This window comes from Parabacteroides hominis, from assembly GCF_014287585.1.
Lineage (GTDB): Bacteria > Bacteroidota > Bacteroidia > Bacteroidales > Tannerellaceae > Parabacteroides > Parabacteroides hominis.
In genome coordinates this window covers 24,937-42,392 of sequence record NZ_JACOOJ010000034.1, presented here as the reverse complement: position 1 = coordinate 42,392, position 17,456 = coordinate 24,937, and the positions used below count along the sequence as shown (strand labels likewise).

The window sequence follows — 17,456 nt, the reverse complement described above, 5'->3', positions numbered from 1 at the left end:
CCGTTCTCTTTCGCTCTTGTCTGGAAAACGCTGCGAACGAGACAATTTAATAATAAAAAACATCCAAATGTATGAAAAAAGAACGAGATGACAGTCGATTACTGTCACTAAAAATTACACGTATTATGAAAATCACGGCAATATTTATTTTGGCGGGTATTATTCAGGTGTCTGCAGTAACGTACGCTCAGGAGCATCGTATTTCTGTTGCAGTGGAAAACGGGACATTTTATGATGTTGTTTCACAAATAGAAAAGCAGTCTGAATTTATGTTCTTCTATAAAAGTGAGGAAATTGACAATAATCAGCGAATCAATTTGAAGGTTAAGGATAAGTTAGTTTCAGAGGTACTTAGTGAAATTACAAAAAACAATAATCTGACTTACAAGATTACAGGTAAGCATATTATTATAACGAAGGCTACAACAAGTTCCCAAGCGCCTCGAAAGATTACAGGAGTAATTACAGACGAAAACGGGGAACCGATTATCGGGGCTAATGTTGTGGAAAAAGGGACCACCAATGGAACCATTACAGATATTGACGGACGTTTCTCTTTGGATGTCTCGGATAAAGCTCTATTGGTTGTATCCTATATTGGTTATGATACACAAACCATTTCTGTAACCTCAAAAAACTCATATAATATCAAGTTGGCAGAGGATACAAAAGCATTGGAAGAAGTTGTCGTGATCGGCTACGGTTCTGCGCGTAAAAAAGATGTGACAGGGGCTTTAACTCGTGTTAGTATAGCGGAAAAAGAGACAAGCCCGAATGTTAACGCTGTTCAGGCATTACGTGGTAGTGTTGCAGGTTTAAGAGTCATTGATACAGGTATGGCTGGTGCAGATGGTAATATTCAGATTAGGGGAACTGCCTCCATTACTGCAAGTAACGAGCCTTTGATTGTTTTGGATGGCGTTCCTTTTTCTGGAGGAAAACTTTCAGATATAAATACCAATGATATTGAATCTATGGATGTACTGAAAGATGCAAGTTCTACAGCGATTTATGGCTCTCGAGGAGCGAATGGAGTTATTATGATTACGACTAAAAAAGGGACAACTTCCAAACCAAGATTAAATTATAATGGTTATGTCGGTTTTTCTGATTTTGCCCATATGCCTAAGATGATGGGACCTGATCGTTATCTGCAATTGAGAAAAGATGCAGAAGCTTATATGGATCAACCTTGGCCGTTCCCTACTCTTGAAGAAGAAAATATTAAAGCAGGACGTACGATCGATACATGGGATGTTATCAAGCAAAGTGCCCCGATGACGGAACACGAACTTAGTGTTTCAGGTAAAGGAGAGCAAATGACTTATTATTTGTCCGGAGCTTATACAAATCAGAAGTCTGCTTTGGCTGGCGATAAATTTGAACGTTTGTCTGTCCGGGCAAATTTTGATATCGATATTACTAAATGGCTAAAGATTGGAACAAACTCAAGTTTTGCCATGAAAGATTATTCTGGAAATAAAGCAGACTGGGGTATTGCCGGTTGGTTGAGTCCTTTCTCTTCTTTACGGTATGACGATGGCAGTTTGCGTAGATTACCGTCGGGAGATGGTATGATAACGAATCCATTATGGAAAGTGGAAATGGAGGATAATAAAGAAGTCAGCTATAGTTTGACTAATAACAATTATATGACTGTTCAATTACCTCTTAAGGGACTAAGTTATCAGATGAATGTTGCAAATAATTTGCGCTTTAAGGAACTGGATAATTATATCCCGTCATATGATCGTGATGGATTCTCATGGCTTGGAAGTGGTGATAAGGAACATTCTTTTAGGCATGATTTGATCTTTGAAAATATATTGAAGTATAACAATACGTTTGCGGAAGTTCATAATGTGGATGTAACGCTTATGTATGGGTATGAGCAAAGTAAATGGAGTTCGTCTACTTTGGGTAGTAGTAATATTTTTAATGATGCACTTGGCTATAATAGTTTGGGGATTGGTGAAAACCAGACAGCAGAGTCAGGGGCTGGAAAATCTGCAGCTGTATCCAGTATGGCTCGTGTCGGTTATCGTTTTTCAGATAGATATATGATTAACTTGACTGTCCGTAATGATGGTTTTTCTGCTTTTGGTGCAGATAAAAAGTACGGAACTTTTCCTTCTGTGGGATTAGGATGGGCTGTTTCACAGGAAAAGTTTATGAAAGATATTTCATGGATTAATTATCTGAAATTACGTTTATCATGGGGTAAAAATGGTAATCGCGGTATTGATAGTTATACTTCTCTTAGTAATATGGATTTAACGCAGTTTGTATATGGTGACGGAGGAAGTTCTTCTATTGGTTTATATCCAACCTCTATGGCAAATCCGGATTTAGGATGGGAAACGTCTTCGTCATATAATCTGGGAGTTGATTTCAGTGTATTAAATAATCGAATCAGTGGCGCTTTAGATGTTTATACTACAAAGACTACGGATTTATTATTAAAGGTTCGTATCCCGAATATGTCTGGTTATGAGACTTTTCTTTCAAATATCGGAGAAACATCGAATAAGGGTATTGAAATAACTATCAATACGGAGAATATTAAAACAAAGGACTTTTCATGGAATTCTACGCTGGTTTTCTCTTCTAACTTTAATAAAATACTTCATCTTACCGGTGAAGATTTGAATGGAGATGGAAAGGAAGATGACGACTTGGCTTCCAAATGGTTTATAGGTTATTCTTTGGGTTCTAATTATGATTATGTTTTTGATGGTATCTGGCAGGAAGGTGAGGACTTTTCTATTGATAAATCGGCTAAGCCCGGAGATATAAAGTTTAAAGATCTTAGTGGAAATGGTTCGATTGGTCCGGAAGACCGTATGGTATTGCATAATAATCGTCCCAAAGCGATGATTTCATTGAATAACAGTTTCAGGTATAAGGATTTCTCTTTATCATTTCTGCTGGATGCTCGTTTGGGAGGATATGCTCCAAATGCTTGGACAAACCCTGGAACGAATCAGTATAACAGGACAAATCAGTTAGATTTACCATACTGGACTCCGGAAAATCCGAGAAATGATCGTCCGAGTGTTGGATATTCAAATCCAAGAAGCTATGGATTTTATGAAAAACTCAGTTATTTGAGATTTCAAGATATTTCATTGTCATATGACCTGCCGAAAAATCTTATCCAGAAGATATCATTAAGCAATCTGAAAGTCTATGTCAGTGGAAAGAATATTGCAACTTGGACGGATTGGAATGGTTGGGATCCCGAACATGCGACTGGAGGACGTAGTGCGAAGAATGGTCCTTTATTAAGATCGTGGATCTTCGGATTACAAATTAGTTTATAACATTAAATTTCAGGAAATATGAAAAATATAATAAATAAAGGTTCAGCTCTTGCATTTATTTTGATGCTTGCTTGCTCTGTTTCTTGTAGCGATAGTTACCTCGAAGAAAAGCCGATGGATAAATTTAGTCCGGAAAATTTATTAACATCAAAGGCTGGTTTTGAAACAGTGATTGTTTCTCTTCATTCTTATGCAAGAGATGAGGCAAATCTATCGACAAATGATGAACCGATGAATCAAGGTACGGATGTTGGCTATTCCGGTGTACCGGATGGACGGTTCTTCAATGATTACAGTATTATCCTGCCAGAACATGCTGCCCCTAAAAATATGTGGGATTGGGCATATACTAAAATGCTCAAGAATGCAAATCTAATTATTTCCAGGGCTGATAATCCGGATATTGCATGGACTGAGGAGGAAAAAAATGAAATTTTGGCGGAAGCTAAGTTCTTTAGGGGATATACATATAATGCATTGATAAATCTGTTTGGAGGTGTACCTATTGTCGATCGAGAAGAATCAAGTCCCCGTTTTGATTACAAACGGGCTTCCAGAAAAGAAGTTTTAGAATTTATTCAATCGGATTTGGAATTTGCCTCGACTTATTTGCCGATAGTATCTTCAGATGCAAGTAAGGATGGAAGAATTTTCAGAGCAGCTGCGAATCATTTATTATCAGAAATCTATATTAGTTTGGGCTTGGAAACAGGTGATCAGAATTTTTTTGATAAATCTATAAGTGCCGCATCCAAAGTAATTAATGGAGATTGTGGAAAATATGAACTTGTGTCAAAACGATTTGGTGATACGAGCCGCTCTGGTGATTATTATTCAGATTTGTTTTGGACTAACCAACAAAATAGAGCATCTGGTAATTTGGAAGGTATTTGGGTTATGCAATATGATTATTTGACACCAGGTGCAGGAGATAAAAAAAATATCGATCTTCGTTTATGGGGACCCAGTCTTGATTTTGTTACATTCCCTGATGGAAAAAAGATGTTGGTATGTGATTCATTAGGGCGTATGTCTGGCGGTATTGTACGTCCGACGAATCATGCTAATTATGAGATTTGGTCTGATCCGAATGATGTTCGTCATTCTGTACATAATTTTAAAAGTCGATTTTGGATGAATAATCCAGACTCAGAATACTTTGGAATGGAGGTTGTCTTGACGAAGAAAGAGGATGGAAAGATGTATATCACTCTGCCTGATGGAAGTGTTACAAATTCAGTTGTAGATACAACAAGGAATTTTTATCCTTATTTTCGTAAAATAGAGGGACTTATGCCTTGGGGAAATATGGAGGGTCGGACCATGAATGATAGGTATAAAATGCGCCTTTCCGAGACTTATTTACTTAGAGCGGAGGCTTATCTTCATAAAGGAGATAGAGTAAATGCCGCTGCTGATATTAATGTTGTTCGAAAGAGAGCGCAAGCTTCTCCGGTTGATCCTGCTGATGTAAATATTGATTACGTTTTGGATGAACGAATGAGAGAGCTGATCATCGAAGAGCCGAGACGAAGGACATTGGTTAGACTTCATAAAATGTATGAGAGAACTATGAAGTATAATTATAGAGTGAAAAATAATATGCAGCCCTATCATGAATTATGGCCGATACCCCAAAAAGCAATTGATGCTAATACGGCTATAAAAATTGAGCAAAATCCCGGCTACCCCGGTGCAGCCGAGTAAATAATACAAGTGAGGAAGCGGGAGTATTCCTGCTTCCTCATAGTTTGTAACACGATTAATAATAATAGGTATGCAAAAAGTATTTCGAGTTGTTTATATGATGCTTATGTGCCAGGCTTTTATTTCTTTTTCGCTTCTTGCGCAGAAAAAGGATTTTGTGCTGGTTGAAGCAGAGAGTTTTAATGAAAAAGGTGGATGGGTATTGGACCAGCAGTTCATGGATCAGATGGGATCTCCTTTCCTGTTGGCTCACGGCATAGGAAAGCCGGTGCAAGATGCTTCAACGGAAGTAATGATTCCGAAAAAAGGGACTTGGCATGTATATGCCCGTACCTGGAATTGGTGTTCTCCCTGGAAGACGAAAGAGTCCCCAGGTAGATTTAAAATTGCTGTAAACGGAGCGGTTCTTGATAATGAATTGGGAATGGGGACACAATGGGATTGGGAATATGCCGGAAGTGTCGAGATAAAAGATAAGAGCAATATTGTTACATTGAAAGACTTGACCGGGTTTGAGGGACGATGTGATGCGATCCTTTTTACAAAGGACAAAAATGCCGTTATCCCTAACCGGAAAGAAGATTTGTCGGCATTCAGAAAACAACTGTTGAATATCCCGGCTAAACCGGAAGATGGAGGACATTATGATCTCGTCGTAGTTGGAGCCGGTACAGCAGGGTTGAGTGCTGCTATCAAAGGAGCGCGGGAAGGTTTGAAAGTAGCGTTGATTAATAACCGTCCTGTTCCGGGAGGAAACAACAGTACCGAGATAAGGGTGGTTGCCAGCGGGGAGATGAATGTAAAACCGTATACTGTTTTAGGAAATGTAATCAGAGAAATACGGAATGTATATAGTAAGGAAGATCAGGTTATTGAAATGATACAAGCGGAGAAAACGCTGTCCTATTTCCCGAATATGCATGTGTTTGCAGCTTCCAAGGAAGGCAAGCAGATAAAGTCTGTGACCGCTAAACATATTGAGAACGGAAAAGAGATGGAGTTCTTTTCCCCATTGTTTGTCGATTGCTCCGGAGATGGAAACTTAGGTTATCTGGCTGGTGCTGAATATCGTGTGGGGCGTGAGATGAGGCAAGAAACAAGAGAAACATTAGCTCCGGATAGACCGGATAATATCGTGTTGGGTGCGACAATTTCATGGAAAAGCAAAGTGATACCGGCTGAAGTATCATTTCCGAGATGCGAATGGGCGATACAGTTTAATGATGAATCTTGTGAAAAGGTTATTTCCGGTAGTAACTGGTGGGAAAGTGGTTTCCGCTATGACCAGGTAAATGATGCAGAATATATCCGAGATTATCTGTTCCGTGCTATCTATGGAAACTGGGCTTTTTTGAAAAACGACAGTAAGTTTAAGAAAGAATATGCAAACCGGGAATTGGACATGATGACTTATATTGCCGGAAAGCGGGAATCACGTCGTCTGATAGGAGATGTATTCTTTGTACAACAAGATATAGAGAAGGAGTATGTAAGGTATGATGATGCTGTTGTAATAGGAACCTATTCGATAGACCAACATTTCCCGACTCCTAAAAATACATTCTTTTTTCCGGGAGAGGAATTTATTTCAACAATGAAACATTATTTTAATGATTTGGGAACTCCCCGCCGTTATCTGCGTGACGACCAGGTTCCACCTCCTTATCGTATTCCTTATCGTTGTCTATATTCGGTTAATGTAGACAATCTGTTTATGGCGGGAAGAAATATAAGCGTCTCGCATATAGCGTTGTCTTCTACCCGTGTACAGAATACGACTGGCATGATGGGTGAAGTCGTCGCAGTAGCAGCAACACTTTGCAAAAAATACAATTGTTTGCCACGTGAAGTATATACCAAACATTTGAATGAATTGTTGGACTCATTGAAATAAAATTATCATGATGAACAGACGAACTTTCTTAAAGCAGACAGGTGCTTTTTCTGCTGCACTGCTCCTACCGGCCTGCCTGAATAAGGTGAAGGAAGAGAAGAAAAATCCATATCTATTGGTCGTTTCCGGCTGGCAGGATGTGAATATCGGGGATATTGCCCATACGCCGGGTTTGCTGCATATCTTGCAAACGCACTTGCCTGAAGCAACGATTACTTTATGGAAACGGAGCAAAAGCGAGAAGGTGGAAGCATTATTGAAGAAGAATTTCCCGAAGATAGAGATTCTTTACGGCAATCCGGATAAAGACTTTACGGTTACGGACAGTAAGATTCTGGAAGCTATCAATCGTGCCGATGTCTTTATTCACGGATCGGGACCGTCGGTTGTGGCAGCCAACTGTTTGGAGGCTTGGCGTAAAATTACGGATAAACCTTTCGGAACTTATGGAACAACGATTCAGGATATATCTCCTTCATTGAAGAACCTGCTGGACGATGCATCGTTTGTTTTTACTCGCGAGACAGCTTCGATCGGGAAATTGAAAGAAGCGGGGGTAACGAAGCCTGAAATCCGTTTTGTCCCGGATGCTACTTTCGCTCTGGATATTCAGGATGAAGAGAATGCCCATTATTTCTTAGCGGCGAATAGCCTGGAAGACCGTAAGTTTATTTGCGTGATTCCCCGGTTGCGTAAAACACCGTACTGGCTGATCCGCAGGAAAAGCTACACGGAGGAACAGATCGCAGAAATAACGGCATTGAATGACAAATGGAAAGAGATCGACCATGCCAAAGCTCGCGAAGCAATCGTCCGTTGGGTAAGGGAAACCGGGAATAAGGTTCTTGTTTGTCCGGAAATGACTTATCAGGTCGATATTATGGATGAACTTTTGATCGACCCGCTGCCGGATGATGTTAAAAAGAATGTCGTCAAACGTGGTTATTGGTTACCGGATGAGGCTGCTTCTTTGTATAGCAAGGCTTTCTGTGTCCTTAGTTTTGAATGCCATTCTCCTATTATCTCTTTGCGGAACGGGACACCTGCATTTTACCTCCGCCAGCCGGAAGATACGATAAAAGGGCAGATGTATTATGATTTAGGTTTCGATAATTGGGTGTTTGAGATTAACGACACGACAGGAAAACAGATTGCCGACCGCCTGATGGAAGTTTATTCTGACTATGACAGTGCGCAGGCATATCGTAAAGAAGGAATGTATAAAGCCTCCGAACTGTTTGATACGGGTGTGAAAATCGTTTCTCAATTCTTATAAACAGACCTGGGCATATCCTTTTGAGGTGGATATTCCCTTCTGAAAAGACTTACATATTCAAGGACAAAAACGTACATCTTTGTTCTCTGATATGTAAGTCTTTTGTTTTCCGGGATGGGGGATATTATTTCTTTTTGTCCCTCTCTATAGGTGAACTTGTTTTTTTTCGTTACATTAGCACCTGTTTTTAATAACTCAGTTAATGATTAAGAATTAATACCTTATGAAACACATTCTTTTACTTCTCTTATCACTCTTTGCACCCGTGGTATGGGGGCAGCAGGTGGAACAGTTCAAGCTCTGGGCGGATAAGCCGGAAGCGGGCGAGGCGGAAATCTTTGTCTATCATCCGGCGAAGGGCGGGAAAGCGGCGCCGGCGGTACTGATATGTCCGGGTGGCGGATATAGAGGGCTGGCGATGAACCATGAAGGGCATGATATGGCGAAATGGTACGCTTCGAACGGATTTGTTGCAGTCGTTTTGAAATACAGGATGCCAGAGGGCGTGCATACGATCCCGCTGAGCGATGCGGAGAAAGCAATGTCTCTTATCCGGGGCAATGCAGCCAAATGGAACCTGGATGCGAATAAAGTCGGAGTGATCGGTTCGTCGGCAGGCGGACATCTGGCGGCCTCACTCAGCACGCTTGCGGCAGATGCCAACCGGCCGGATTTTGCGATCCTTTATTATCCGGTGATCAGCTTCGACAATATGACTACACATGGCGGTTCCAAAAAGAATCTTTTAGGGAAAGATATCGAGAATAAGGAACTGATCGACCGTTATTCCTTGCAGAAACAGGTGGACGATAAGACACCGAAGACTTTGCTTCTGCTGAGCGATGACGATCAGACCGTTCCGCCGTTGAACTCTATCCTTTATTATACGGCACTGAATGAACACCATATTCCGGCTTCCCTCTATATGTTCCCGAACGGAGGACACGGTTGGGGATTCCGGTATGACTTCACCTACTATCAGGAAGTGAAAGACCTGATACATAAATGGCTTACTTATATAAAAATCACCGATTAATCTACCTGTATCATGAAACCGATTACACTATTACTGGCCGCAGGCTCCCTGCTGCTGAGCGCACAAGGACTTTCCGCACAGACGGACAATTCCGGGAAAAAGGAATATTGGAATGCAAATACCCTGTTGATCCCTTATCGGCTGCCGCCTGCTCCCGCGGGGTATAAGCCGACCTATATAGACCTGGACGGAGACGGTGATCCGGATATCCTCCGTACGGTGACGGCCAACGGCATTCCGGTGCAATGGATCGATGACGACGACGATATGCAGTACGGTGACTTAGAAGGCGATACCGATAACGACTGCCTGATGATAGACCGTAATAAAGACGGTGTCTACGGCGGTTACGGCGACCTTATCATCGACTGGGTGGGCGAAGATGAAGACGGAAATCCGGCCATGCAGGTCGTAGTCGACAATATCCCCGAAGCAAACCGGATGAAGACCGGCAACGGTCATTATATGTGGGTGGTAGATACGGATAAGGACGATGTGTTCAACTATATCGACTGGAACACGTTCACCCTCCGCTGCTGGATACATAACGGCCTGTCGGATTTCTACGAAGATTATAACGGGAAGAGCACTTTCATGAAGATACACAGCACGACCGAACGTGTGAACGATGTCCGCATGAACTGGGAAAACCCGTTCCTGTTCTATGATCCCGACAATGACGGGCTGACAGAGATGGCAATCCGTTTCTGCGACTCTCCCAAGATCGTGAAAGAGAACGGACAGGCAAATTCCGTCCTCTCCGGTAATATCGATTGGGTTTCCGTTTCGATGGATACGGATAACGACAATGCGCCGGGCAATGAGTTCGACTTCGATATGACCATCCATTTTACAGGCCCCGGCTTCAACTACGAAAACCAGAAACATATCAACAAGAACCTGCGCGGACTTCCCGAAGCCGATACGTTTTTCCTCGATGCCCGTTGGCGCAAGCTTCCGGAACTGTTATATCCGGATCATGATGCCGCCTGGGATCTGACATTCAAGGAAGGTAAATGGGATAAAGTCTGGTTTACCTACGACGAGGACGACGATTGCAACCGTTGGGAGCGCGTCGAACTGTATCAGCCGCTCGATCCTTTCAAGGTAGGAAGGAACCAAGGCGGTATCGACAACAACGGACAGGCCGATCCGGCAGGCGACCGGGGCGAATGGGACCAGGACAATTCCGGTCACGGCCAGTTGTATGTCAGCCCGATAGACGGCAAGATTCACCTGTACGGAGCCGAATGGGGTTGCTGGCGCATCGACCAGAACGCCCGTTTCTATCAGGGAATGGGCGGAATCTATGACGGCTACGGCCCGAAACGCATCGAGACCGAGCCGACCGTGTTTCCGACTGTCAAATATACGGATACGGACAATAACGGCTTCTTCGACCTGATGGAGTTCGACCTGGATGGCGACAAGGTGTTCGAACAACGCCTTTCCATGAAGGAACTGGGGCTGGACGACCGTTGCCAGGTGATCAATACCGCTTCCATGAAGTACGAGGATTTTGTCGATCTCGAATCGAAAGTCTCCGACGCCATGTGGAAGAATGCCGAGAAAGCGGTCGAAGTGGCAAAAGCTAAAAAGCTGAATACCAAATGGTATGCTTTGATGTTGCAGCCGAAGTCTACCCGCGAACGCTATCATTACGGTTTCTGGTTGCAGTTCTACTTGTACAATGACCTGAAAGACCTGGCCGAGCGGACAAACGACAAAGCGTTGGCAAGCGTGATCGACAAGGCTTATTTGCAAGGCAAATGGGAATTGATCCGATAAACAAGCATTCATGATCAGGGAAGCGCCTCTTCCCTTACCGGGGACTAACCTCTTCCCTTACCTGGGATTAGGCGTGTCCCAGATAAGGGACGCGGCTATTCCCAGGCAATTATAAATTAAAAGGATGAAAATAGTATGAAAAACATTTCAAGAAGAACCGCCATTAAGACGGTCTTGGCAGGAAGCGCAGCGATGGCTGTGTCCGGCATGGAAGCAGCCGCCCCGGCAAAGAAGAAGAAAGTAGAGAAACCTGAGCCGCTGAAAGGTAACATTCGCCATTCGGTGAGCAAATGGTGTTTCGGCAGTTATCCTCTGGATGAATTTTGTGAGATTTGTAAAAACATAGGAATCGAATCGATCGAGCTGCTCGACCCGAAAGACTGGCCTGTCGTGCAGAAACATGGTTTGACCGTTGCGATGGCGCAGGGTGCGGGCTTAGGTATCGACCGGGGTTTCAACGATCCCAAGCTGCATGACGAACTGGTCGCCAGCTACGAACAGGTGATCCCGATGGTGGCCGAGGCCGGACTGACAAACCTGATCTGTTTCTCCGGACGCCGGAACGGGTTGACCGACTTGCAGGGATGGGAAAACTGCGAGAAGGGACTGAAACGCCTGATGCCGCTTGCCGAGAAACATAACGTGGTGCTCACAATGGAACTGCTGAACAGTGTCGGACATAAGGATTACCAGTGCGACCATACCGTTTGGGGTGCGGAACTCTGCCGTCGTGTCGGCTCTCCCAACTTTAAGCTGTTGTATGATATCTACCACATGCAGATTATGGAGGGGAATATCATTGAAAACATCCGCAAGTATCATCAATACTTCTCTCATATCCATACGGGTGGCAGTCCGGGGCGTGCCGAGATCGACGAAACGCAGGAACTCTACTATCCGGCGATCATGAAAGCGATTGTGGAAACCGGTTACAAAGGCTTTGTCGGACAGGAATTCGTCCCGAAGCAGGAAGACAAGATCGCTTCGCTTGAGAAATGTATCCGCATTTGCGATGTATAACTGTAACAAATGATATAAAGAGGTGTGCCAAAAGTTCCTTGTCCCCGCGTCAAGCGCGGGAACGTGGCATTGTTGACACACTTCTTTTTTAATGTAATATCTTTTATAAATGAAACAACTTACATTCTTTTCCCTATTCCTGATACTGGCTCTGTGCAGTTGTAAGAAAGTAGACAACAACTTTAAACCCGGCGAGCTGTGGCCGGACAACAACGGCGTGCATATCAATGCCCACGGCGGCGGTATGCTGCAGCAAGGCGATACCTATTATTGGTTCGGCGAGCACAAGACGGAAGGCGAAGGGGGCAATGTCGCACAGGTAGGCGTGCATTGCTATTCTTCGAAAGACTTGTATAACTGGAAAGACGAAGGAATCGCCTTGTCCGTTTCGGACGATGAATCCAGCCCGATCGTAAAAGGTTGCATCCTGGAGCGTCCGAAGGTGATCTTCAACAAGAAGACAGGCAAATATGTGATGTGGTTCCATCTCGAACCGAAAGGGGCCGGTTATGCAGGGGCCAGGAGCGGCGTCGCTGTCAGTGACAAGGTGGCGGGCCCTTACGTGTTGCTTTCAGCCGATCGCCCGAACGCCGGCTTCTGGCCGAAGAACGTCTTGGATATCCACAAAGGCAAAGTGCCTGAGGAGTCGAAGAAAGGTTTCGGCGGCGGCGGCCTGCCTGCTCATCCCGATACGCTCAACCTGTTAGGACGCGATTTCGAGGGTGGCCAGATGGCGCGCGATATGAACCTGTTTGTCGACGACGATGGAAAGGCTTACCATATCTATGCTTCGGAGGATAACAGCACGTTGCATATCTCCGAACTGACGGACGATTATACGGCTTGCTCCGGCAATTACGCCCGCTTCTTCGTCGGTCGCTTCATGGAAGCGCCTGCCATGTTCAAGAAAGACGGCAAGTATTACCTGATCATGTCCGGTTGTACCGGCTGGGCGCCGAATCCGGGCCGTTCGGCTGTTGCTTCCTCTATCTGGGGGCCGTGGAAAGAGTTGGCGAACCCGTTTGTGGGAGCCGATTCGGAAACCTCTTTCCATTCGCAGAGCACATACGTGTTGCCTGTCCCCGGAAAACCAGGCCGGTTCATCTATATGGGCGACCGCTGGACACCCAAGAATGCCATAGACGGCCGATACATTTGGCTACCTATCCGCTTCGAAGGAGAACAGCCGGTTATCGAGTGGAAAGACGAGTGGACGATTGACAATTGATAGTTGACAATGGATAATTGGGGAGAGGCGATATTTAATTGTCAATTCTCCATTGTCCATTGTTCATTGTTCTGTACTTTTGCAGCCGCATAAAACAAACAAAGAATGAAATCAACATTGTCGATTAAATCTAACCTTATTAAGATTAGAGAATTAAAGGATTACCTGGGGATTGCCTTAGGTATGATTTTGTACGGTATAGGATGGACCGTTTTCCTGTTGCCGAACGATTTGCCTTCCGGGGCCGTTCCGGGTATTGCTTCTATTGTTTATTGGGGAACAGGCTTGCCTGTGCAGTACACTTACTTTGCCATTAACGGCCTCTTGTTATTACTTTCGTTGAAAGTCTTAGGTTGGAAGTTCAGTATGAAGACAGTGTATGCGGTCTTTGTCCTGACGTTTTTCCTTTCCGTAATACAACAGTTGACCGCCGGACTTCAACTGTTGCAGGACCAGCCGTTTATGGCTTGTATCTTGGGAGCTATCTTTTGTGGCGGCGGCATCGGCATCGCTTTCGCATCGAACGGCAGTACGGGCGGAACGGATATTATTGCGGCAATTGTCAACAAATACCGGGATGTCAGCCTGGGGCGCATGGTCATGTTCTGCGATATGATCATTATTGCGTCCAGTTACTTCGTGTTGCACGATTTGGAGAAGGTCGTTTACGGTTATGTGACACTGTTCGTCACCGGCTATATGATCGACCAGGTTGTCAACAGTTCCCGCCAGTCTGTCCAGTTCTTTATCATTTCCAACAAATATGAAGAAATCGGCAGGTCCATAAACGCCTTGCACCGCGGGGTGACCGTGATCGACGGGACAGGACTTTATACAGGTAAGCAGGTAAAGATGATGTTCGTGCTGGCGAAAAAGAGCCAGTCCAATACGATTTTCCAGATCATTAACGATATAGACCCGAATGCTTTTGTTTCGCAGAGCGCCGTTATCGGTGTGTATGGCGAAGGGTTCGACCGCTTCAAAGTGAAGAAGAAAACCAATTGACCGATTGTTATAATATCAAATTCGGCCGGGTTTCCTCTATATGTAGCAGGAAGCCCGGCCGGATTTTTTATATTGCCCCTTTTACGGCTCCATCACCACCTCGATCCGGTTGCCCTGTCCTAACAGCTTTTTGGCAAAGGCCTGGATCTTGGCTGGCGTGATGCCTTTTATCGTTTCTTCGTATGCCGTCTCGCCGTTGAAGCCGCGGAAGTAATAATTATCCAAAGTCGTCAGCCAGTAAACATTCTCCTGCAGGTTCTCTGCGTGGCGTTTCAGGATATTGTCCCGGCTCTTCTTGAAGTCTTCTTCGCGCGGGCCGGACTTGACGATGTTATCCAACTCTGTGCGGACGATGGTGTTCATCTTTTCCCGTTTCGCCGGGTCTGTGTCGAAATAGGTTTGCAGGAATGTCTGTCCTTCCGGGAAGGAAGAAATCTGTGCGGAAGTCTGCACGCCATATGTACCGCCTTCGTCCTCGCGTACCTTTTCCATGTAGACCAGATCGAGAATCTGCTTCAGCATAGTGGCGGTGAGGATGTTTTCGAGGTTATATTCCATCTTACCGGACCAGAAGTCGACAACCGACGCCTTCGGTGTTTCCAGGGCGCGTTTGAAGATATTGGTGTATTCGCCCTTGCGGATAGCCGGCACTTCGGCGGGATTGGCTTTCTCGACGCGTCCTTTTGCCGGGAGCGTTGCCAGGTATTGTTCCACAAAAGGACGGATGCTGTCTGTGTCGATATTTCCGACGAACGTAAAGACAAAGTCCGAAGCGTCGGCAAACCGTTCTTTGTACATCTCCATGATGCGCGGGTAGCTGATCTGCTTGAAATCGCCGGCCGTGATGCGGGCGGCACGCGGGTTGTTGCCGTAAATCGCCTTTGTCAGCGTGTCGCTGAACGCCACCATCGGGTTCAGTTCCAGGTTCTTCAACTGTGCGATCATACGGTTCTCGAAGGAAGTATAAGCCTCTTCATCCATACGAGGAGCCGTGAAATAGAGATAAACCAGTTCGAACAATGTCTTCAGGTCGGTAGGAGCGGCATAACCGTTTACGTTTTCCGTATTCAGGCCGATGGAGGGAGAGCAGGAGACTTTCTTTCCTGCCAATACCTTGTTCAGATCGGTTGCCGGGAAGTTGCCGACTCCGCCAAGCGTAATGACATCGTTGAATACTTTCAGGTTGTCGATATCTTTCGCTCCGAACAAAGTGCTGCCGCCGGGGCTGGTGGCCGTCATCAGGATTTCGTCTTTCTTGAAATCCGTATGTTTCAGTACGACCTTGATGCCGTTGCCGAGTGTCAGGACCGTCGCACCGAACAGCGGGTCTGTCTTCATCTCCCTGATCTTTCCCGGAGCGGGCAGCTCGGGGATCAGCGGTTCGTTGGAAACTGTTTCTTGATAGGGTTCGACCGGCAATTGTTGTGCCTTGATAAAGTCTTCCAATAATTGGGCTTCGGTCGGATATTTCATGTCTGCCTTGTCAGGGCCGGTCAAGCCGATTACGATATTCTTGTCGCCGATCAAATCCTGGGCGTATTGGTTCACCTGCCCGACCGGGATTTGCGGTGCGATCTGGCTGATTAGCTGATATTCCGTTTCGATGCCCGGAATATAACCGCCGTCCGTAAAGTGGCGGACATATTCATTTGTATAAGAGCGGTTCTTTTGTTTGTCGCGGTCGTTAAACAGCGATTCGTACTGTTTCAGGACATTGATACGGGCACGGTCATATTCGGATGCCGTGAAGCCGTACCGTTTCACCCGTTCCGTCTCCGTCACAAGCGCATCGAGCGCCTTGTCGATCTCGCCTTCCTTTACGAGGGCGGCAACCGTGAAAGCGCCTTTTGTCTTGGCGATCATGAAATCGCCGTCCGAAGCCTGGGCGGCGACGAAAGGAGGATCCGCTTTTTGCATCATCTCGGCAAAGCGTTCGTTTATCATCGTTTCGATGACGTTCTCCATATAGTCCTTCATCAAACCCGCGGCGGTAGCATACAGCTCCTTCGGCATTTTGTCGTGCTTATAGAATATGGAAAGGATGATATTGGAAGCCTCCTTGTCCGTGGCGATGGAAACAAGCGGCTTGTCATTGTCCGCCACTTCCGTATATTCCCGTTTGGCGGGATTGGCCGGAGCCGGAATATCGGCAAAGATACGTTTTACGGCGGCCTCTACCTTGTCTACATCTATATCCCCTACAATGATAATACCCTGCAGGTCGGGACGATACCATTTCTTATAATAAGCCCGGAGTTCGTCCGGCTTGAAGTTGTTGATCACGTCGATCGTGCCGATCGGCATCCGGTGTGCATATTTGTTGTCCGGGAACATTTTCGGCAATTGCTGTTCCCAGATACGCGCCTGGGCATCCTGTCGCGTGCGCCATTCCTCCCGGATCACGCCCCGTTCCTTTTCGATGGCCGTATCTGCGAGCGTGATGAAGCCCGACCAGTCGTGCAGGATCAGCAGGCAGGAGTCGACAACGCTCTCGCGGGTGACCGGAGCGTTCATGATCATATAAACCGTTTCGTCGAAACTTGTATAAGCGTTGAAGTTCTCGCCCCCGCGCATCCCGATGCTCTCGGTAAATTCATCCATGCCGTGTCCGGGGAAGTTCTTGGTCCCGTCGAACGCCATGTGTTCGAGGAAATGGGCCAGTCCGCGCTGGTTCTCGTCTTCCAGGATCGATCCGACATTCTGGGCGATAAAGAAATCCGCACGGTCTTTCGGCTGTGCGTTGTGGCGGATGTAATAGGTTAACCCGTTGTCGAGCTGTCCGTATCTCACTTCCGGGTCTATGGGCAGGGGTTGTATTTCCGGTTGCTGCGCTGCCAAACGGAGGGCGGCAAGTATCCAAAGGAGGCATCCGATGGATAGAATCTGTCTGATCTTCATATCACTTATATTCTTATTTAAAAGTCGACAAATGTATAAGTTTTTTCATCAATAGTTGCGGCATATAGGCAAATATATCTTTCAGGAGCTTGGATTTTATTTTCTTACGCCTATAATTCTGTAATCACCGCCGGCGATTATGTAATCAGCGTCGGTGATTTTATAATCGGCGACTGTGATTTTATAATCGCCGTCGCCGATTACAGAATGTGCAGGCAGTAAAGAATGATTGTAAGCAAGGTCAGGAAGTCTTTTTTATGCGGTTTACCAAGAAAAAAACA

The 17,456-nt window shown here is 45.4% G+C and carries 10 protein-coding genes; 9 read left to right on the top strand and 1 reads right to left on the bottom strand.

The window, feature by feature from the left end; genetic code table 11:
- The first annotated feature begins 71 nt into the window (after positions 1 to 71).
- The 9 genes from H8S65_RS16175 to H8S65_RS16135 all read left to right on the top strand — a co-directional run bounded on the left by H8S65_RS16175 (position 72) and on the right by H8S65_RS16135 (position 14,277).
- Entirely contained in the window at positions 72 to 3,323 is a 3,252-nt protein-coding gene (locus H8S65_RS16175) for a TonB-dependent receptor (protein ID WP_186930895.1), read from the top strand.
- An 18-nt stretch (positions 3,324 to 3,341) separates the two neighbouring features.
- The gene (locus tag H8S65_RS16170; RefSeq protein ID WP_186930894.1) at positions 3,342 to 5,030 is read left to right on the top strand and encodes a RagB/SusD family nutrient uptake outer membrane protein; all 1,689 of its coding nucleotides are present in this window, start codon (positions 3,342 to 3,344) and stop codon (positions 5,028 to 5,030) included.
- 70 nt (positions 5,031 to 5,100) lie between these two features.
- Positions 5,101 to 6,924, top strand: coding sequence for an FAD-dependent oxidoreductase (locus tag H8S65_RS16165; protein ID WP_186930893.1), 1,824 nt, complete (start codon positions 5,101 to 5,103; stop codon positions 6,922 to 6,924).
- A gap of 7 nt (positions 6,925 to 6,931) precedes the next feature.
- Positions 6,932 to 8,200 carry a polysaccharide pyruvyl transferase family protein gene (locus H8S65_RS16160; protein ID WP_255489287.1) on the top strand — a complete coding sequence of 423 codons (1,269 nt, stop codon included), beginning with the start codon at positions 6,932 to 6,934 and terminating at the stop codon, positions 8,198 to 8,200.
- A gap of 223 nt (positions 8,201 to 8,423) precedes the next feature.
- The gene (locus tag H8S65_RS16155) at positions 8,424 to 9,236 is read left to right on the top strand and encodes an alpha/beta hydrolase (protein WP_186930892.1); all 813 of its coding nucleotides are present in this window, start codon (positions 8,424 to 8,426) and stop codon (positions 9,234 to 9,236) included.
- A 12-nt stretch (positions 9,237 to 9,248) separates the two neighbouring features.
- The gene (locus H8S65_RS16150) at positions 9,249 to 11,024 is read left to right on the top strand and encodes a hypothetical protein (protein ID WP_186930891.1); all 1,776 of its coding nucleotides are present in this window, start codon (positions 9,249 to 9,251) and stop codon (positions 11,022 to 11,024) included.
- Positions 11,025 to 11,159: 135 nt separating this feature from the next.
- Positions 11,160 to 12,044, top strand: a complete 885-nt coding sequence (locus H8S65_RS16145; protein ID WP_186930890.1) for a hydroxypyruvate isomerase family protein — start codon at positions 11,160 to 11,162, stop codon at positions 12,042 to 12,044.
- A gap of 109 nt (positions 12,045 to 12,153) precedes the next feature.
- A complete protein-coding gene (locus H8S65_RS16140) occupies positions 12,154 to 13,272 on the top strand; it encodes a glycoside hydrolase family 43 protein (protein WP_186930889.1) in 1,119 nt (372 codons plus the stop codon).
- Between the two features lie 105 nt (positions 13,273 to 13,377).
- Positions 13,378 to 14,277 (top strand): YitT family protein, encoded by a 900-nt coding sequence (locus tag H8S65_RS16135; protein ID WP_186930888.1) that lies wholly within the window; start codon positions 13,378 to 13,380, stop codon positions 14,275 to 14,277.
- 81 nt (positions 14,278 to 14,358) lie between these two features.
- Here the strand turns inward: H8S65_RS16135 and H8S65_RS16130 are convergent, their stop codons facing one another.
- A complete protein-coding gene (locus tag H8S65_RS16130) occupies positions 14,359 to 17,175 on the bottom strand; it encodes a M16 family metallopeptidase (protein ID WP_186930887.1) in 2,817 nt (938 codons plus the stop codon).
- Positions 17,176 to 17,456: the final 281 nt, after the last annotated feature.